Raw genomic sequence first — 18212 nt, 5'->3', positions numbered from 1 at the left:
CCCAAGTCGGGACTCAGCAGGCGCCGGTCATGCGAACCGTCTGTGCACACGCTACGCCGGTCGCACCAAGAACGCAATACTGGATTCTGTATCCACCTTCGCGCTGATGCCCCCGGTCGACATCGCCGGCATCACGATGGATCCTCCCGGTCCGGTCTCGTCCCGCGGCTCGTTGCACCGCGCGGCGCCCGATGCCGGCGTGCGTGTCACGGTGCCCGGCGAGATCACGATGTACTCGGTGGGCATCCTGGCCGACCCTGCGCGCGCTCCCGAGGTGGTCGCCGAACAGAAGCGCCTGGACGAGATCGTCGCCCCCCTCTCGGTCGGTCAGTTCGCCGGGTTCGTCGAGACTCCCATCGACACGCGCGAGCTGTTCCCGGCGGACACCTGGGATCGTCTGTGCGCGGTCATCACGACGTACGACCCGGACGGGCTCTTCCGCGCCGGCAAGCCGGTGCCGTTCACGAAGGACGGGCCGACCTGAGCCTCACACCGCCCGCAGCGCGTCACGGCCGACCCCTTGCGCGCGATCGAGACGCCGGAGGATGTGCACCCGCCCGACGGGCGGGCGCTACGGGCGCACGAAGAGGTAGCCGCGGGCTGCGTCGAAGCCGCCGACGACCAGTCCGTCGCTGAGGTGGGCAAGGAACTGCTCGCGCACGCGGGGGCGCCAAGCCCCGGCCTCGGCGGGGTCGGCATCGCGCAGGGCCTCGATGTCTGGCGGCACCGCGACGGCCGCGACGACCCTGTCCTCCCGCGGCGTCTGCGCGGGCGGCGCGGCAAGCGCCCACGACACCATGAGCCGATCCGACTCATCGCCGCGGTTCACGCCGTCGTCCATCGGGCCGTACTGGTTCACGAGGTAGTCGGTGATGCGGGCGCCGATGACACGCAGGTTGAAGTGCGCGTTGCGCGCCACGAGCGGGTCGAAGGTCCACGTCACGTGCCCGACATCGCGTGCGAGCGCCCACTCGCGCTGGTGCCGCTTGAGCAGGCGCCCGAGGCCCCGGCGGCGCTGACCGGGCAGCAGGCCGGTGATGTGCGAGTGCATCGAACGGGCACCGGGGGCGGCGAAGAAGGCGACGGATGCGCCGACCATCTGCCCTTCGTCGTAGATCCCCACCGCATAGTTCCCGGCATGGGCGAGGGCGCGCAGCAGGTTCGGGGGCATGCCGCTGCGATCGCCGCCCCACACCTCCGAGAGCACGTCGGCGGCGCGGAACACCTCGCCGACCGTGTCGAGCGGGCGGATCTCGATGCCGGGCGGGGTCTCGGCCTCCGCCAGGGCGTCGGCGGGCAGTTCCTGCATGCACACACGATAGCGCCGCCGCGCCCACCGGCGCCGTACACCGATAGCCTGGCGGAGTGAGGTCGGGAGATGAGAACGCGCGTCGCCGTCTCACCCGGATGCCCCCGCAGGGCGCCATCGTCGCCGTGCTGGCCGTCGCCGGCCTGTGCTCGTCGTTCATGTTCACGCTCGTCGTGCCGATCCAGGCGCAACTGCCCGAGCTGCTGAACGCGAGCCGGGAGGACACGGCGTGGGTCGTCACGGCGACACTGCTGGCCGCGGCCGTGATCACGCCCATCGCCGGGAGGCTCGGCGACATGTACGGCAAGCGGCGCATCGTGCTCGTGCTGCTGGCGGTGCTCGTGGTCGGCTCGGTCATCTCGGCCGTGTCGCCGGGAATCGTCGGCGTCATCGTGGGGCGCACCCTGCAGGGCGCGGTGAGCGGAGTGATCCCGCTCGGCATCTCGATCCTGCGCGACGTGCTGCACGAGCGCCGCGTCGACACCGCCATCGCGCTCATCAGCGCGACGATGGGCGTGGGCGGGGCCCTGGGGCTGCCGATCAGCGCGCTGATCACCGAGCACAGCGACTGGCACATGCTCTTCTGGACGTCTGCCGCGCTCGGCGCGATCGTGTTCGCGCTCGTGCTGTGGATCGTGCCGGTCAGTGTGCTGCGCACGGGCGGGCGCTTCGACTACGTGGGCGCGGCGGGACTGTCCCTCGGCCTCGTGGGCGTACTGCTGGCAATCTCGCGCGGCGCAGAGTGGGGCTGGGGCTCGCCGGCCGTCCTGGCATGCGGGCTGGGCGGCATCCTGGTCCTTCTTCTGTGGGGCTGGTACGAGCTGCGCACACCCGCCCCGCTGCTCGATCTGCGCATCGCCGCGCGGCGCCCGGTACTGCTGACCAACCTCGCGTCCGTGGCGATGGGATTCGCACTGTTCTCGTCGAACGTCGTGTACCCGCAGCTGCTCGAGGTGCCGGCCGCCGCCGGCGGCTTCGGGCTGACGCTGCTCGGCGCGAGCCTCATCATCATGCCGTCGGGCCTGGTGATGATGGTCATCTCGCCGTTCTCGGGACGCCTGGCACGACTGTTCGGTCCCAAGCTCCTGCTGCTGCTGGGCGCGGGTGCGCTCATTGTGGCCTACGGATGCGCACTGCTCTTCTCCGCCGAGGTGTGGCAGATCCTCGTCGCGAACATCCTCATCGGCGTGGGCATCGGCTTCGGGTTCGCGGCGATGCCGATGCTGATCATGCGGTCGGTGCCGCAGACCGAGACCGGCGCGTCGAACGGGCTCAACACGCTGTTCCGCTCACTCGGGACGAGCACGGCGGCGGCGGTCATCGGCGTCGTGCTGGCGACGAACTCCACCGATTTCGAGGGGATGCCGGTGCCCACCTCCGCGGCCTGGCAGCTGTCGTTCGTGCTCGGCGGGGTCGCAGCCGTCACCGCGTTCGTGCTGGCGCTGCTGATCCCGCGCGGCCGCGACCCGCACGAGCGGCATCCGTCGCTGCCGGAGTGAACCGCCTCTGCCACTGCGCGCGCCGTGGCGATAGCGTGTGACCCATGAGCGCACGCGATGACACTCCCGACGAGGTGCCGGTGGGCCCGCCGGAGGGCGCGACCGCCGCCGCGGGCGCCACCGGGTCCGGCGATGGGGACACGAGGTTCTTCGGGCAGCCGCGGGCACTGGCGCACATCTTCGGCGTGGAGATGTGGGAGCGCTTCAGCTTCTACGGCATGCAGGGCATCCTGCTCATCTACATGTACTTCTCGGTCACCGAGGGCGGGCTGGGCATCGACAAGGTCGTCGCGACCGGCATCGTGGGCGCATACGGCGGCACGGTGTATCTGTCGACGATCCTCGGCGCGTGGATCGCCGACCGGCTGCTGGGGTCGGAGCGCGTGCTGTACTACAGCGCGTGGGTCATCATGTGCGGTCACATCGCGCTGGCGCTGCTGCCGAACGTGTGGGGGCTGGGTGTCGGCCTGATCCTCGTCGCGCTCGGCTCGGGCGGGCTGAAGGCCAACGCGACGTCGGTGGTCGGCACCCTGTACGCCCCCGGCGACACGCGACGGGATGCTGGTTTCTCGCTGTTCTACCTCGGCATCAACCTGGGCGCATTCTTCGGCCCGCTGCTGACGGGGCTGCTGCAGTCGACGATGGGCTTCCACTGGGGCTTCGGCCTGGCGGCCGTCGGCATGGCCGCGGGGCTCATCCAGTACTCCTTCGGCCGCAAGGCGCTGCCCGCCGAGTCGCGAGCCGTGCCCAACCCGCTGCCCGGCTCACACCGGCTGCGGGCCGCCGGCATCGCGGTGGTCGGCATCGTGGTGATCGTCGTGCTCGTGCTGATCGGGGTGATCCGCGCCGACAACCTCGCGCTCATCGTCATCGTCGTCACGCTGGGTGCGGCCATCGCCTACTTCGCGGTCATCACGGCCTCGCGCGGCGTCACCGCGACCGAGCGCTCGAGGGTGTTCGGGTTCATCCCGCTGTTCATCGTGAACGTCGGCTTCTGGTCGCTCTATCAGCAGCAGTTCACGGTGCTGACGATCTACTCCGACGAGCGACTGAACCGCAGCGTCTTCGGCTGGGAGATGCCGATCTCGTGGGTCAACTCGATCAACCCGATCTTCATCATCATCCTGTCGGGTGTGTTCGCGGCGATCTGGACGAAGCTCGCTGCGCGCCAGCCATCCACCCCCGTGAAGTTCGCGCTCGGCGCGATCGTCATGGGCATCGCGTTCCTGCTGTTCCTGCCGTTCGCGAACGGGCCGGCGAACTCGACGCCGCTGCTGGCGATCATCGGCATCCTGTTCGTGTTCACCGTGGCCGAACTGTTCATCTCGCCCGTCGGCCTGTCGGCGTCGACGAAGCTGGCGCCGCAGAAGTACCAGACGCAGATGGTGGCGCTGTACTTCCTGTCGGTGGCGCTCGGCACCTCGATCGCGGGCTGGCTCGCCGGCTACTACGACCCGCACAACGAGGTGCCGTACTTCCTCATCCTCGGTGCCATCGCGATCGTGCTCGGCATCGCCCTATGGCTCTCGGTCAAGCCCGTGCTCGCGCTCATGAAGGGCGTGCGGTAGTGGCCGCCACTGATCACGGCTGACCGCGGGTTCACCCGCCTCACCGGCCTCGCGGTGATCGCCGTCACGGGATGACGCATGCCGACGATCAGCGCGGCGGCAAGAAGTACCGGCGGGCAAGCGGCGCGATGTCGAGTGCCTCGGCGTCGGCTCGAGCGACCCAGCGCAGCTCGGCGATCTCTGCGGCGACGACGGGATGCTGCGCGCCGATGTCTGCGGCGAACACCTCGGCGACGACCTCGAAGCCACGCTCGTTCGCCGCCGGCGCCGTGAACGAGCCGAGTGGGCGCATTGCCGACGGGTCGACGACGAGCCCGAGCTCCTCCTCCAGCTCGCGGCTCAGGGTCTGGGCCGCCGACTCGCCGGGCTCGGGCTTGCCGCCCGGCTGCATGAACGCCGTCGTCCCGTTCTTCCGCACGACGAGCAGACGCCCGTCGGCATCGCAGATGACGGCGGCCGACACGTGGATGCGGCGCCTCAGCGTCGGCACGCTCACGATCGTCAGCCCGACGGCGATGACGATGAGCCCCGCGATCGACACCGGCGACAGCTGCTCGCGCAGCACGAGGACGCCCAGCAGCGTCGCGCCCAGCGGCTCGGCCAGGGTCAGCGTCGTCACGGTCGTGGGATTGAGCCGTTCGAGACCCCAGCCGAGCAGCAGATAGGCCAGCACCGTGGCCACGAGCGCGAGCCACACGACCAGCAGCGCGCCGTCGGTCGTGAACAGCCATGCGGTCGGGGTGAACAGCACCACCGGCAGGCTGAGAATCGCGGTGACGCCGAAAACGCTCCCCGCGGCGACGCCCACCCGCCAGCCGCGATCGAGCAGCATCTTCGTCGCGATCGCGTAGACCGCGTACGAGGCACCGGCCCCGACCGAGGTGAGGATGCCCAGCGGGCTCACGCCGACGACACCGGTGCCCGCGGCATCCATCACCGTGCCACCGGAGCCGACGAGGCCCGAGACCAGCACCACGCCGGCGAGCGCCACGGCGGTCGCGACGCCCCAGCGCAGGGTCGGGATGCGGCGGCGGATGATCGCGTCGAGCACCCCGGTGATGATCGGTGCCGACCCGATCGCAACGACGGTGCCGATGGCGACGCCGTTCATCGCGGCGCCGCCGAAGTACGTCGGCTGGAAGGCGAACATGCCCAGCGCGCCGGCGACGACCAATGCCCACGAGGGGATGCGGTCGACGCCTCGCCGCGCGGCCGGCCGCGGCGGGGGCGGTGATATCGCCCGTTGTCGCCACGCGATGGCACCGAGGATCGCCCCGCCGAGCAGCAGGCGTGCGGCGCCGACCGAGAGCGGCGATCCGTGCGTTCCCGCGAGGACGTACGCCGGGCTGGTCGTCGCGAAGCACAGGGCCGCGACGATCACGGCAAGGGCAGGCAGCACCTCAGTATTCTGGCACCGACGTGCGTGCGTCAGGCGTGCTGTGCCTTCTTGCGCCGGCGCATCTCGTGCAGGATCGGCTCGGTGTACCCACTGGGCTGCGCCGCACCCTCGACGATGAGGCGCCGCGCCGACGCATACGCCAACCCCGGGCTGTCGGCGCCGATGAGCGGCTCGTAATCGGGGTCGCCGGCGTTCTGCTCATCGACGACGGGGGCTAGGCGCCGCAAGCTGTCGTCGATGTCGGCTTCCGACACCAGCCCGTGCGCGAGCCAGTTGGCGAGCAGCTGGCTCGAGATCCGCAGCGTGGCGCGGTCTTCCATGAGGGCGACGCCGTTGATGTCGGGCACCTTCGAGCAGCCGACGCCCTGGTCGATCCATCGCACCACGTACCCGAGGATCGACTGCACGTTGTTGTCGACTTCGGTGAGCACCTCGTCGCGCGACAGCGAACCCGCGAGCAGCGGCGGGACGAGGATGTCATCGATGCCGCGCACCGCGCGCTGCGCGACCTGCGCCTGCACCGACGCGACGTCGACCTCGTGGTAGTGCAGGGCGTGCAGGGTCGCGGCGGTCGGCGACGGCACCCACGCGGTCGTGGCACCCGAGCGCACATGCCCGATCTTCTGCTCGAGCATGTCGTGCATGAGGTCGGGCATCGCCCACATGCCCTTGCCGATCTGCGCGCGACCGGGGAAGTCGGCGTGCAGCCCGGCATCCACGTTCCCGTCCTCGTAGGCCGCGAGGAACGGCTGCGCCTTGATCTGCGCCTTGGGCACGATCGGGCCGGCGTGCAGCGACGTGTGGATCTCATCGCCGGTGCGGTCGAGGAAGCCGGTGTTGATGAACACGACCCGCTCGGATGCCGCGGCGATCGCCGCGCGCAGGTTCACCGTGGTGCGGCGCTCTTCGTCCATGATGCCGAGCTTGAGCGTGTTCGCCGGCAGGCCGAGCAGCTGCTCGACGCGGCCGAACAGCTCGACGGTGAACGCGACCTCGTCGGGCCCGTGCATCTTGGGCTTGACGATGTACAGCGACCCGGCGTGGGAGTTGATCCCGGCGTGCGGGCCGCGGAGGTCGGTGAGCGCGCCGAGCGCGGTCATCACGGCATCGAGGATCCCCTCCGGGATCTCGGCACCGTCGCGGTCGCGCACGGCGTCGGTGGTCATGAGGTGGCCGACATTGCGCACGAGCAGCAGCGCGCGTCCGGGCAGCACAAGGGCGCCGCCCTCGGGCGTCGTATACTCGCGGTCGGCATCGAGCGTGCGCGTGAACGTCGTGCCGCCCTTGGCGACCTCGGCGCTGAGGGTGCCCGCCAGCAGGCCGTGCCAGTTGCGGTAGCCGAGCGCCTTGTCGTCGGCGTCGACCGCGGCGACCGAGTCCTCGAGGTCCATGATGGTGGTCACGGCCGACTCGACGAGGATGTCGTCGACGCCCGCCGCATCGGTCACGCCGATGCGGCCCTGCGGGTCGATCACGATCTCGACGTGCAGGCCGTGGTGGCGCAGCAGCACTGCCGTCGGCTGCGCGGCCGCGCCGCGGAAGCCGGCGAGGGTGGCCGGGGTGGCGAGGCCCGTGCGTACGCCGCCGGCGAGCCCGACCTCGAGAGCGCCGTCGACGATGCGGTAGCCGGTGGCGTCGGCATGCGACCCGGCGGCGAGAGGGGCGATGAGATCGAGGATGCTGCGCCCCCGCGCGATGACCGCGGCCCCGCGCGTTGCGTTGTAGCCGTCGGTCACGGCGAGATCGCCGTCCTGCGCGATGGCGTCGGTACCGTACAGGGCGTCGTACAGCGACCCCCACCGTGCGTTGGCGGCGTTCACGGCGAACCGCGCGTTCAGCAGCGGCACGACCAGCTGCGGACCGGCGATACGGGCGATCTCGTCGTCGACGTTCGCCGTCGTGATCGTGAACGGGTCGGGCTCGTCGACGAGGTAGCCGATGCGGGTCAGGAAGGCGCGGTAGTCGGATGCCTCGGGCCGGCCCGGCCGCGCCCGGTGGTAATCGTCGATCTCGGCCTGCAGACGCGCGCGCTCGGCGAGCAGCTCGCGGTTGCGCGGCGCGAGCTCGTGCACGAGATCGCTGACACCCTGCCAGAACGCATCGGCATCGATGCACCCGTCGGCGGCGAGTGCCGCGGTCGCGAAATCGTCGATGGGTGCAGCGACGGCAAGTTCGGCGCGGAGGCGGGTGTCGGTGTCGGTCTGTGCAGGGGAGGTCGTCATGCGGGCGAACGTAGCATCGGCTGTGCTAGAAATGGAATCTATATTCCGTACCCTGGAATAAGGAGGATGTCATGCCGGAGGAAGTGCGCGCCGTCACCCGCGCCTTCGACCTGCTCGAGGCGCTGTCTGCGCGCGGGGGCGAGGCCGGCGTCGGCGACCTCGCGGCGGCGCTCGACATGCCCGCGGCGAGTGTCCACCGGCTGCTGCACACCCTCACGCTGAAGGGCTACGTGCTGCGCCTGCCCTCGCGCCGCTACTCGCTCGGGCCCGGGCTGATCGGCCTCGGCGAGGCGACCGCGCGACGCATCTCGTCGTGGGCGATGCCCGCCCTGACGCGGTTGGGCGAAGCATCCCGCGAGACCGCCAACCTGGCCGTGCTCGATGGCGACCTCGTCTCGTACATCGCGCAGGTGCCCTCTCCCCATCAGATGCGCATGTTCACCGAGGTCGGCCGACGCGTGCTGCCCCACGCCGCCGGCGTCGGCAAGGCGCTGCTCGCGCAGCTGCCCGACGAGCACGTGCGCGAGCTCGTCGGGCGCACGGGCCTGCCGGTGTACACGCCGCCGACGCTGCACACGATCGATGCTCTCGTGGCCGAGCTGCACGCGATCCGCGAGCGCGGCTACGCGATCGACGACGGCGAACAGGAGGTCGGCGTGCGCTGCTACGCCATGCCCGTCGTCGGGCACACGCTGCCCATGGCCGTGTCGATCTCGGGCCCCGCGGCGCGCGTCACCGTCGACAGCGCCCCGCAGATGCTGCGCGCGCTGCGCGATGCGGCCGAGACGATCCGGTCGGCGATGCCCGCTCGGGCGGTGTGACGCCGAGGATCAGCCGGCCGGCTGCCGAGGCCGGCGGCGTCTGCCCAGGCGAGGACGCGGCGCCCGGCATCCGGCTCGTCGCCATCGAGGTCAACTCGCACGCGGCGTCGACGATAACGACGTCCGCCATCTCGTGTGGCTACGGGAGCGACTGGGAGACCGGTTCGCCGACGGCATCGTCATCACGACCGGCACCCAAACGTACCGTCGCAAGGACGGAATCGGGGTCGTCCCCGCCGCACTGCTCGGGCCGTAATACCGCGCTCCGCGTCAACGCTACCGATGGCGATGGCGATGGCGTGGCCTCGGCCGGGCCGGCGGCAACTCGGGCGCCGGCACGGCTGCGCCGACCCGGTTCGAGATCTCGCCGATGCCCTCGACCGACATGGTGACCACGTCGCCCTCGCGCAGCGGCGGAGGGATGAGGCTCTGTTTTCGTCCCCACAGCTCGCCGAGGCATCCACCGTTTCCGACCGTGCCCGATCCGAGCACGTCCCCCGGCACCACCCGGGAGTTGTGCGAGGCGTAGGCGACCAGCTCGGGGAACGGCCAGCCCATGTTCGACACCAGGTCCTCGCCGATGAGCTCGCCGTTCACGTGCACCTCGGCGCGCAACCGGAGAAAGCCCTCGTCGTCGAGGTACGACTCGAACTCGTCGGCGGTGACGATCCACGGGCCGAGCACGGTGCCGAAGTCCTTGCCCTTGGCCGGCCCCAGGCGCACCTTCATCTCGCGGGCCTGCAGGTCGCGCGCCGACCAGTCGTTCATGATCGTGTAGCCGAAGATGGCGGATGCCGCCTCCGCAGCGGTCAGGTTCGACTCGCCGATGCCCGGAGCCGCGCCGATCACCGCGGCCAGCTCGAGCTCGAAGTCGAGCTTCTCGGTGACCGGTGGCCGCAGCTCCTGCCCCGGTGCGTGGATCGTGTGCGGATTCGTGAAGTAGAACGTCGGCGCCTCGTACCACTCGGGCGCAACATCGCTCTTGCCCTCGACCCCCGCGCTGACCCCCTCGACGTGCTCTTCGAAGGCGACGAAGTCGCGGACGGATGCCGGGGCCACCGGCGCGAGGAGCGTGACCTCGCCGAGCGGCACGCCCTTGGCCTCGGCCACCCGCGCGTGCAGCGCACTCGTCTCGGCGAGTCCCCGCGCGAGCGCGTCAGCCACGGTGAGCCCGTCGGGGAACGGCACGACCCGGTCGTCGATGACGAAGCCCTCGAAGTGCTCGTTGGCCTGCGTCCAGCGCGCGATTCTCATGCCGCAACTCTCCCGATCCGGGCGCGCGCGTGGAACCCGGTCGCCGCGATACCTGGGATGATCCGTGGCGATGCGGCGCGGCATCCCGCCTCAGGCGTCCGAGTCCTGGTTGCTGAACACACTGTCGAACGCGGCCCCGGGCGCCTTCCACAGCAGCGATCGGACGAACCCGACCGCCTGGGCGGCGCCGTGCAGGCGGTCCATGCCCGCGTCCTCCCACTCGATCGAGATGGGACCGGTGTATCCGATCGCGTCGAGGGCGCGGAACGAGTCCTCCCACGGCACGTCGCCATGGCCGGTCGAGACGAAGTCCCACCCACGCCGCGGATCTCCCCACGGCAGGTGCGATCCGAGCACACCCGCCCGACCGTTGGGTGTGCGCATCCGCGTGTCCTTGCAGTCGACGTGGTAGATGCGGTCCTGGAAGTCCCAGATGAACCCGACCGGGTCGATGTTCTGCCACATCATGTGCGACGGGTCCCAGTTGAAGCCGAAGGCATCCCGGTGCCCGATCACCTCCAGCGCGCGCACCGCGCTCCAGTAGTCGTACGCGATCTCACCGGGGTGCACCTCATGCGCGAACCGCACACCCTCCGCGTCGAACACGTCGAGGATCGGATTCCAGCGCGCGGCGAAGTCCTCGAACCCCGCCTCGATCGTGGCGGCGGGCACGGGAGGGAACATCGCCACGTATGGCCAGATGCTCGAACCGGTGAAGCCCACCACCGTGTCGACGTCAAGCTTGCGGGCCACGCGCGCGGCCCGCTTCATGTCTTCCGCGGCCCGCTGCCGCACGCCCTCGGCCTCGCCGTCGCCCCACACATACGGGCGCAGGATCGCCTCGTGGCGGAAGTCGATGGGCGCGTCGCACACCGCCTGCCCCGCCAGGTGGTTGGAGATCGCGAAGACCTTCAGCCCGTGGCGGTCGAGGATCTCGCGCCGCGACCGCAGGTACGCGTCGTCTTCGTCGGCGCGCTTCAGATCGAGATGATCGCCGGACGCCGCGATCTCCAGGCCGTCGTAGCCCCAGGAGGCAGCGAGACGCGCCACCTCTTCGAAGGGCAGGTCGGCCCACTGGCCGGTGAACAGGGTGACGGGGTGGTGTGCCATGACGTGTGCTCCTTCTCAGCGACCGCGGGTCGCCTGCAACTCGGCGAGGTAGGCGAGAGAGCGCTCCGCCAGAGCGTCCTGCGACGGCGCCAGCGGGCGCCAGACCGATGCGGCGACGGCGATCGTCGCGTTCTCGCCAGTGAAGCTCTCCACCCCCAGGATGCCGGAGTACCTGGCATCGTCGAGGGCGTCGAGAAGTCCCGGCCAGTCGGTGTGGTCGTCGCCGACCGCGCCGCGATCGTTGCCGCACACCTGCACGTACGCGATGGCGTCACCTGCGAGGCGGATCGCGTCGGCGGGGCGCTTCTCTTCGATGTTGAGGTGGTAGCTGTCCAGGGCTATCCCGAGGCCGGGTCCGACCATCGGCGCGAGGACGTCGATCGCCTGTGCGACGGTGTTGATGAGGCTCGTCTCGTAACGATTCAGCGGTTCGATGGCGAGACGGATGCCGGCTTCGGCGGCTTCGGCGACGAGCGGCGCGAGGCTACAGCGCAGTTCGGATGCCGCGGCCCCTCGTTCTGTCTCCGACATCCGCCAGGTGACGCCGGTCGGCGTGTAGAACGGCCCGGCCACGACCGACGCACCCAGCGTATGCGCCGCCGAGAGGCACGCACGCAGGTACTCCTGTGTCGCCGCAACGTTGCCGGCACGGTCGAGGAGCGATCGCCCAGGGCCCATGGCGCCCACGACGATGGGCACGAGTCCGACCTCGTCGAGGATGTCGCGGACACGCACCGGATCCCAGTCTCCGACGCTCTCCAACGGCAGCTCGACGGCACCGAAGCCCATGCCGGTGATGCGGCGGAGGAGCGGTGCGACGTTCTCGTCGGTCAGCGGCGAGGTCCACACCCACGTGTTGACGCCAATCGTGCGCAACATACAGGTCCTTTCAGAAGTGCAGGCGCCCGCCTCCCCCGTGAGAACGGGCGAGGCGGGCGGGGTCCTTACGGGATCAGGCGCTGCTGCCAGACCTCGGGGTACCCGGGCAGGTTCTCGCCACCGAACTTGGCGTAGTGGCCGTCAGGCATCCCCTCGTTCTCGGCGAGGTAGCGGTCGACCTCTTCGGCGTTGATCGGGTTCTGCGGGAGCACCCACTCCTTGGGAACCTCTTCACCGGCGAAGATCTTCGCCGCCGCCAGCAGCGGCGTACGCCACTGGAAGTTCGAGTAGACGGGGGCGAGACCGGTCAGTCCTACGTCCTTCCACTTGCGCAGGAAGCTCATCTCGTCCTCGCCCGTCATGACGGGGTAGTCGACGCCCGCGTCCTCGAATGCCTCGATGGCGGCGACGGCGCCGTCACCGGCGTCCATCCAGATGCCGGCAACGCCGCCCTTGGCCAGTTCGTCGGTGATGATCGCCTTGATCTCGGCGGGGTCGGCTCCGGTGAAATAGTCGACGGCCTCTATGCCGGCCTCGGCAAACAGGTACTCGGCGGCAGCCCAGCGCTGCTCGAGCACATCGACCCCGGGGAGGATGCGCAGGCCCACAACCTTCGCGCCCGGCTCGAGGTTCTCGATGAGGAACTCGGCGGTGTCGATGCCCCACGCGTATCCGCCGATTGGGTGGATGAACGTGACGGGGCAGTCGGTGTTGACTCCGCGGTCGAACACGATGACGGGCTTGCCGGTGTCGCACGCGCGCTCGACGGCCGGCGTCATCGCGGCGGTGCTGTTCGGCGAGATGATGAACACGTCACAGGCGCCCTCAGCGATGAAGTAGTCGATGTCGGCGATCTGCGTGTCGTCGGAGTCCTGCGCGTCGCGCGTCTCCATTTCGCTGATCGCCCCCGACTCCTGCAGCACCTTGAGCTGCTGGTTCATGGTGATCCAGCCGGTCTGGCGCCATGGGTTCGAGATCGACGCGTTGGCGAAGCTCGCCTTCTTGGCACCCTCACTCGCGTACGACGACGTGTCGACCATCTCGGCGTTGATGTGCTGCAGGTACGGCTCGTCCTCCGGGCCCTGCGGGATGACCTCCCGCTCGGCGTACTGCTTGTCGTACGCCGCCTGGTCGAACCATTCGTTGGCCGCCGGGACGGCGGGCCCATCGGATGTCTCGGGCGGGGCGACCGTGGGATCGGTCGTACACCCGGCGAGGGCGATCAGGCCGACAAGCGCCACCGTGGCGGTGGCGATCTTCATCGATTGTCGCATGACTAGTCTCCTCTGGTTTCTCTGGTGCCCTCAGGTGCGAGGGCGGGTGGTGCGGACTGGTGAACGCTGGCGCCGACGGGCGCGACGGGTTCCTTCCCCGGGTCGGGAGAAGCTGTGGGTGCACCGCCTCTGCGGCGGGCGCGGAACGCGACACCCGAGTAGGCGACCGCGGCGATGATGATGACGCCCTGCACGGCGTCGCGCAGCGACGACGGCACACCGGCGATGTTGAGCAGCAGGAAGAGCGCCTCGAGCACGAATGCACCGGCCACGGCGGCGACGATCCAGCCGCGGCCACCGCCGAGCACGACGCCGCCCAGCACGACCGCCGTGATCGCGATGAACTCATAGCCGCGCCCGACCGACGGGTGCACGCCGGCGTAGCCGACCAGCAGCACCCCCGCCACCGTCGCCGACAGCGACGAGATCGTGAAGGCGCGGGTGGTGCCCCACCACTCCCGCGCCCCGGCGTAGTCGACCGCGCGGGCGTTGTCGCCTCGGGCGATCACAAGCTTTCCGAGCGGCCGCTTGGTGATCCAGATGGCCAGTGCGAGCCAGCCCGCAAGGATCAGCACGGCCCACGGCAGGAAGTCGATGACAGGGATGTCACGGATGCCGCCGCGACCGATCTGACGGAAGCTGTCGGCTGGGTTCCCGGTCGCCGCCCCACCGGTCCACCACATGACCCCGCCGAGCAGCGCGAGCATCATGCCGAGCGTCACGATGAACGACGGAACCTTCAGCAGCGTCGTGATGAGGCCGTTGACGAGACCGATCAGCGCGCCGAACACAAGCATGAGCGCGAGCACCGGGATCGTGCGCGCGTCGTCCTGCCCGACGAGGTTGCCGGCAACGATGACCTGGGCCGTGATGAGCGAGCCCTGCGAGAGGTCGAACTCGCCTGCGACGATCACGAAGTACTGGCCGATCGCGACGATGGCGATCGGGGCGACGCGCTGGATGAAGCGCATCAGCTGACCGGGGTCGGCGAAGTTTGGGTTCAGGATCATGACCGCTGCCAACAGCACCACCAGCAGCAGGAAGACCGCCCCGCGGGGGCTCAGCAGCGTGCGCACGGCGTTCACGGGCGCTCACCCCCACGCAGGGAGGCGGATGCCTCGGCCATCGCCGGCTCTGCGCGGCGGGCCGCAGCATCCCCTCCCGTCCTCGTCCCTCCTGGGCCGAACCTCGCCCGCCGGCGCACGATCGCGCGGCGGCTGTAGACCGCGACGGCTGCGACGATGACGATGCCGCGGACGACGTCCTTGAGGAATGGGTTGACCTGCATGACGCTCATGACGTTGTCGAGCACGGCGAAGATCGCGACACCGCCGATCGTGCCCCACACCGATCCCCGGCCGCCGAGCAGCAGCGTGCCGCCCAGCACCACCGCGGCGATCGAGAGCAGGTCGTAGCCGCCCTGCTGCCCCACGGTGGGGCTGCCGACGCCGAGCCGGCTCGCCAGCAGCAACCCCGCGAGACCGGCGAACACCGAGCACAGCACGTGGGCGGCGACCAGCGGCGGACGGATGCGCACGCCCGACAGGCGCGCGACCTCCTGGTCGCCGCCGACGGCGAACAGATGCGCGCCGGTGCGGGTGCGGTCGAGCAGGAACCAGACCAGCACCGCGAGCGCGATCATGATGATCGTCGAGACGGGGATGGGCCCGATGCCGGTTGCGCCGATGAGCTGGAACTCCCACGGCACCGCGCCGGCGCTGCCCTGGAAGGTCGTGTTCAGCACACCCTGCAGGATCAGCCCGACGCCGAGCGTGGTGACGAAGCCGTTGACCTTGAGCACCGTGACGATCAAGCCGTTGGCCAGGCCGATGCCGGCGCACACCAGCAGCGTCAGCGTCACCGCCCACGCGATGTTGCCGGCGCTGCCGGCCATGGTCGTCGCGGCGATCAGGCTCGCCAGGCTCATCACGTACGTCACCGACAGATCGAGCGAGGCGCCCAGCACGACAAGCGTTTGGCCGATGGCCACCAGGCCCAGCACGCTCATGCCGGTGAGGATGTCGCGGATGTTGCCCGGACTGAAGAAGCTGCGCCCGACGACGGCGACCAGGATCGCTCCCACCACGATGACAAGCAGCAGGATGCCCAGGACGATGACCGTGGAATCGATGCGAAGACGTCTCATCGTCGGTCCTCCTCCGTCTCGACGCGTGGGTCTTCGATGACATCCGCGGCGGTTTCGTCGGTTCCGGTGGCGGCGGCCAGCACCTCGTGCTCGGCCGCACCGGCCGGCAGCTCAGCGGCGAGTTCGCCGTCGCGCATCACCAGGATGCGATCGCTCATGCCGATCACCTCGGGCAGCTCACTCGAGACCATCAGCACGGCCTTACCCTCGGTGGCGAGCTCGCGCATGAGCTCGTACACGGCGATCTTCGCGCCGACGTCGATGCCGCGCGTGGGCTCGTCGAACAGCACGATCTGCGGTCGGGTGACGAGCCACTTGGCGAGCACGACCTTCTGCTGATTGCCGCCGGAGAGGTAGCGCACCTCCTGACCGACGCCGCGCGCGCTGATCTCGAGCGAGCTGAGGATTCCGGGAGCTTCGCGGCGCGCGTTGCGCGTGCGCCGCGAGAACACGGAGCGGACTACGAGCAGCGCATTGTCGAGGATCGACTGGCTGAGCGCCAAGCCCTGCGCCTTGCGATCCTCGGTCACCAGTGCCAGCCCCGCCCGCACGCCCTTGCGTGCCGACGCGATGCGCACGGGGGCGCCGTCGATGCGCACATCGCCGCGGGTGAAGGGGCTGACCCCGAACACGCCCTCGACGAGTTCGGTGCGCCCCGAGCCCTGCAGTCCGGCGACCCCGACGATCTCTCCGGCGCGGAGCGTCAGACTCACATCGTCAACGAAGTCGTTGCCGCAGGCGGTCAGCTGCAGACGGGCATCGCCCACGACGGTGCCCGGGCGCGGCTCGGGGAAGTACGCATGGATCGGGCGGCCGACCATGCGGCGCACCATCTCTTCGCTGGTCAGGTCAGCGCGCGCATCGGTCGAGACGAGTGCACCGTCCTTGAGGATCGTGATCGTGTCGCACAGGTCGAAGATCTCCTTCAGCCGGTGCGACACGTAGATGACGGCGACCCCGCGCGCCGTGAGCGTGCGGATGATCGCGTAGAGCAGCTCGACCTCGCGGTCGCTGAGCGCCGCCGTGGGCTCGTCCATCGAGATGACCCGTGCGTCGAACGAGAGGGCCTTCACGATCTCGACGATCTGCTGCTCGGCCACCGTCAGCGACCTGACCCGCGCAGACGGGTCGATGAAGGCCACGCCCAGCTCGTCGAGCAGCTCGCGCGTGCGCGTGAGCATCGCCTTGTTGTCGATGAGGCCCGCCCGGCGCGGTTCACGACCGAGGAACACGTTCTGCGCGACGGTGCGCTCGGGCAGCAGCGTGAACTCCTGGAAGACCGTGACCAGCCCCGCGTTCATCGCCTGCAGGGGGTGCGTGAACGAGACGCGCTCGCCGGCGAACTCGATCGTGCCCTCGTCGGCGTGGTGCACGCCGGCGAGGATCTTCATGAGCGTCGACTTGCCGGCGCCATTCTCACCGACGAGGCCGTGCACCTCGCCGCGGCGGACCGTGAAGTCGATCCCGGTCAGCACCTGCACGCCGAAGAAGCTCTTGCCCACACTGCGGGTGCGCAGGATGACGTCGTCGCTCATCCGGTCACGTCGATCCAGGATCGGGTCTGCGCCGACTCGAGCACGGCCTCCGTCAGCACCGCCGCACGGGCGCCGTCGGCGAAGGTCGGTAAGCCCTCGGGCTGCTCGCCTCGCACGGCGGCGTACACGTCGGCGACGAAGGAGTTGAAGGCATCCTGATAGCCCATCGGATGCCCCGCCGGAACCCGCTGCAGCCGCGCGGAGTCGGGCACCGAGGTGTCGGGATCGCGCAGGAGCAGGCTCGAGCCGTCGCGCCGGCCGATCCACAGCTCTTCGGAGCGCTCCTGCTCGAAGCGGAGGCTCTCGGCGCTGCCGTGCAGCTCGAGCGTGAGCGCGTTCTTGCGCCCGGGTGCCATCTGCGACACGAGCAGGGTGCCGAGTGCTCCCGACGCCGTCTCGAACAGCACCGCGGCGATGTCCTCGTTCGCGACCGGCCGGCCGCCGCGCTCGTCGAACACGCGCCGCGTGCGCGCCGTCAGCCGCGCGATCGGCTCGCACGCGACGAACTCGAGCAGATCGCACAGGTGCGAGCCGATGTCGGCGAACGCACGCGAGGGTCCGCCGTCGGCCGAGATCGCGCGCCAGTCGGCGTCCGCGGTCGACAGCAGCCAGTCCTGCAGGTAGGCGCCGTTGATCGTCAGCAGCGCGCCGAGATCGCCGCGCGCGACCCGCGCGCGGGCGTCGCGCACGATCGGGTGGTAGCGGTAGACGAAGGGGACGACGGAGACAGAATCGGATGCCGCCGCCACGGCGGCGAGGTGCTGCGCATCGGCGGCGGTAGTCGCGAGCGGCTTCTCGCAGACGACGTGCTTGCCGGCCTCCAGCGCCGCCGCGGCGAAGGCGGCGTGTGTCGCGTTGGGTGTGCAGACGTGGACCACGTCGATGTCTGCCGCGGCAAGGAGAACCGCGGCATCCGGCTCTGCCCGGTCGACGCCCAGATCGTGCGCCGCCTGCGCGGCCCGCTCTGCGCTCGACGACGCGATGCCCACCAGCTGTGCCCCCGCGGCGCGGGCGGCATGGCTGTGCACGCGGGCCATGAACCCGCTGCCCAGCAGCCCCGAGCGAATCGTGTCGACACCGACACCTGTGACATCCGTCGTCATGGCCTGAATACTGTCACGATTCGACATCTTTTGCTAGTCTGTCGTCAAAAGTAATTGGTTTGTGATCTTAAGGCTGATTGCTCTCGGCAGGAG

At 69.9% G+C, this 18212-nt stretch carries 15 protein-coding genes and 1 pseudogene; 4 read left to right on the top strand and 12 right to left on the bottom strand.

The window, feature by feature from the left end:
- Positions 1-484: hypothetical protein (locus tag ACK5IN_RS07190; RefSeq protein WP_416895512.1), on the top strand; the 484-nt coding region annotated here is incomplete at its 5' end.
- Between the two features lie 87 nt (positions 485-571).
- Here the strand turns inward: ACK5IN_RS07190 and ACK5IN_RS07185 are convergent.
- Positions 572-1309 (bottom strand): GNAT family N-acetyltransferase, encoded by a 738-nt coding sequence (locus ACK5IN_RS07185; RefSeq protein ID WP_416895511.1) that lies wholly within the window; start codon positions 1307-1309, stop codon positions 572-574.
- Between the two features lie 98 nt (positions 1310-1407).
- Between ACK5IN_RS07185 and ACK5IN_RS07180 the strand changes: the two genes are divergently transcribed.
- Together ACK5IN_RS07180 and ACK5IN_RS07175 are read left to right on the top strand one after the other, a co-directional pair.
- Positions 1408-2808 (top strand): MFS transporter, encoded by a 1401-nt coding sequence (locus ACK5IN_RS07180; RefSeq protein ID WP_416895514.1) that lies wholly within the window; start codon positions 1408-1410, stop codon positions 2806-2808.
- A 44-nt stretch (positions 2809-2852) separates the two neighbouring features.
- Entirely contained in the window at positions 2853-4376 is a 1524-nt protein-coding gene (locus ACK5IN_RS07175; protein ID WP_416895510.1) for a peptide MFS transporter, read from the top strand.
- 88 nt (positions 4377-4464) lie between these two features.
- Here the strand turns inward: ACK5IN_RS07175 and ACK5IN_RS07170 are convergent, their stop codons facing one another.
- The 3 genes and pseudogenes from ACK5IN_RS07170 to ACK5IN_RS07160 form a co-directional block, all read right to left on the bottom strand.
- A complete protein-coding gene (locus tag ACK5IN_RS07170; protein WP_416895513.1) occupies positions 4465-5310 on the bottom strand; it encodes an EamA family transporter in 846 nt (281 codons plus the stop codon).
- 39 nt (positions 5311-5349) lie between these two features.
- A pseudogene (locus ACK5IN_RS07165) lies at positions 5350-5757 on the bottom strand (EamA family transporter); the annotation flags it as partial.
- Between the two features lie 47 nt (positions 5758-5804).
- A complete protein-coding gene (locus ACK5IN_RS07160; RefSeq protein ID WP_416895509.1) occupies positions 5805-7997 on the bottom strand; it encodes a malate synthase G in 2193 nt (730 codons plus the stop codon).
- A 71-nt stretch (positions 7998-8068) separates the two neighbouring features.
- On the opposite strand from ACK5IN_RS07160, the gene ACK5IN_RS07155 reads away from it, so the two are divergent.
- On the top strand, positions 8069-8818 hold the full coding sequence (locus ACK5IN_RS07155) for an IclR family transcriptional regulator (RefSeq protein WP_416895508.1): 750 nt from the start codon (positions 8069-8071) through the stop codon (positions 8816-8818).
- A gap of 276 nt (positions 8819-9094) precedes the next feature.
- On the opposite strand, the gene ACK5IN_RS07150 is transcribed toward ACK5IN_RS07155, so the two are convergent.
- From ACK5IN_RS07150 to ACK5IN_RS07115, 8 genes are all read right to left on the bottom strand, one after another.
- Positions 9095-10072: a fumarylacetoacetate hydrolase family protein gene (locus ACK5IN_RS07150; RefSeq protein ID WP_416895507.1), complete on the bottom strand. Its 978-nt coding sequence runs from the start codon at positions 10070-10072 to the stop codon at positions 9095-9097.
- Between the two features lie 90 nt (positions 10073-10162).
- The gene (locus ACK5IN_RS07145; protein WP_416895506.1) at positions 10163-11182 is read right to left on the bottom strand and encodes a sugar phosphate isomerase/epimerase family protein; all 1020 of its coding nucleotides are present in this window, start codon (positions 11180-11182) and stop codon (positions 10163-10165) included.
- Between the two features lie 15 nt (positions 11183-11197).
- A complete protein-coding gene (locus tag ACK5IN_RS07140; protein ID WP_416895505.1) occupies positions 11198-12061 on the bottom strand; it encodes a sugar phosphate isomerase/epimerase family protein in 864 nt (287 codons plus the stop codon).
- Positions 12062-12126: 65 nt separating this feature from the next.
- Positions 12127-13335: a substrate-binding domain-containing protein gene (locus ACK5IN_RS07135; RefSeq protein ID WP_416895504.1), complete on the bottom strand. Its 1209-nt coding sequence runs from the start codon at positions 13333-13335 to the stop codon at positions 12127-12129.
- A gap of 2 nt (positions 13336-13337) precedes the next feature.
- The gene (locus ACK5IN_RS07130; RefSeq protein ID WP_416895503.1) at positions 13338-14420 is read right to left on the bottom strand and encodes an ABC transporter permease; all 1083 of its coding nucleotides are present in this window, start codon (positions 14418-14420) and stop codon (positions 13338-13340) included.
- Positions 14417-15481, bottom strand: coding sequence for an ABC transporter permease (locus tag ACK5IN_RS07125; protein ID WP_416895502.1), 1065 nt, complete (start codon positions 15479-15481; stop codon positions 14417-14419). The genes ACK5IN_RS07130 and ACK5IN_RS07125 overlap by 4 nt, the downstream gene beginning before the upstream one ends.
- The gene (locus ACK5IN_RS07120; RefSeq protein ID WP_416895501.1) at positions 15478-17016 is read right to left on the bottom strand and encodes a sugar ABC transporter ATP-binding protein; all 1539 of its coding nucleotides are present in this window, start codon (positions 17014-17016) and stop codon (positions 15478-15480) included. The genes ACK5IN_RS07125 and ACK5IN_RS07120 overlap by 4 nt, the downstream gene beginning before the upstream one ends.
- Positions 17013-18119, bottom strand: a complete 1107-nt coding sequence (locus ACK5IN_RS07115; RefSeq protein ID WP_416895500.1) for a Gfo/Idh/MocA family protein — start codon at positions 18117-18119, stop codon at positions 17013-17015. The genes ACK5IN_RS07120 and ACK5IN_RS07115 overlap by 4 nt, the downstream gene beginning before the upstream one ends.
- Between the last annotated feature and the right edge of the window lie 93 nt (positions 18120-18212).

The organism is Microbacterium sp., assembly GCF_047971895.1.
In the GTDB taxonomy this organism is placed as follows: domain Bacteria; phylum Actinomycetota; class Actinomycetes; order Actinomycetales; family Microbacteriaceae; genus Microbacterium.
Note: the sequence above shows the minus strand (reverse complement) of the source record. Positions and strands in the feature narration are given on the sequence as shown.

Coding starts and splice junctions, on each gene's coding strand:
- ACK5IN_RS07185 (WP_416895511.1), bottom strand. CDS start 1,309: ATGCAGGAACTGCCCGCCGACGCCCTGGCGGAGGCCGAGACCCCGCCC.
- ACK5IN_RS07180 (WP_416895514.1), top strand. CDS start 1,408: ATGCCCCCGCAGGGCGCCATCGTCGCCGTGCTGGCCGTCGCCGGCCTG.
- ACK5IN_RS07175 (WP_416895510.1), top strand. CDS start 2,853: ATGAGCGCACGCGATGACACTCCCGACGAGGTGCCGGTGGGCCCGCCG.
- ACK5IN_RS07170 (WP_416895513.1), bottom strand. CDS start 5,310: ATGGATGCCGCGGGCACCGGTGTCGTCGGCGTGAGCCCGCTGGGCATC.
- ACK5IN_RS07160 (WP_416895509.1), bottom strand. CDS start 7,997: ATGACGACCTCCCCTGCACAGACCGACACCGACACCCGCCTCCGCGCC.
- ACK5IN_RS07155 (WP_416895508.1), top strand. CDS start 8,069: ATGCCGGAGGAAGTGCGCGCCGTCACCCGCGCCTTCGACCTGCTCGAG.
- ACK5IN_RS07150 (WP_416895507.1), bottom strand. CDS start 10,072: ATGAGAATCGCGCGCTGGACGCAGGCCAACGAGCACTTCGAGGGCTTC.
- ACK5IN_RS07145 (WP_416895506.1), bottom strand. CDS start 11,182: ATGGCACACCACCCCGTCACCCTGTTCACCGGCCAGTGGGCCGACCTG.
- ACK5IN_RS07140 (WP_416895505.1), bottom strand. CDS start 12,061: ATGTTGCGCACGATTGGCGTCAACACGTGGGTGTGGACCTCGCCGCTG.
- ACK5IN_RS07135 (WP_416895504.1), bottom strand. CDS start 13,335: ATGCGACAATCGATGAAGATCGCCACCGCCACGGTGGCGCTTGTCGGC.
- ACK5IN_RS07125 (WP_416895502.1), bottom strand. CDS start 15,481: ATGAGACGTCTTCGCATCGATTCCACGGTCATCGTCCTGGGCATCCTG.
- ACK5IN_RS07120 (WP_416895501.1), bottom strand. CDS start 17,016: ATGAGCGACGACGTCATCCTGCGCACCCGCAGTGTGGGCAAGAGCTTC.
- ACK5IN_RS07115 (WP_416895500.1), bottom strand. CDS start 18,119: ATGACGACGGATGTCACAGGTGTCGGTGTCGACACGATTCGCTCGGGG.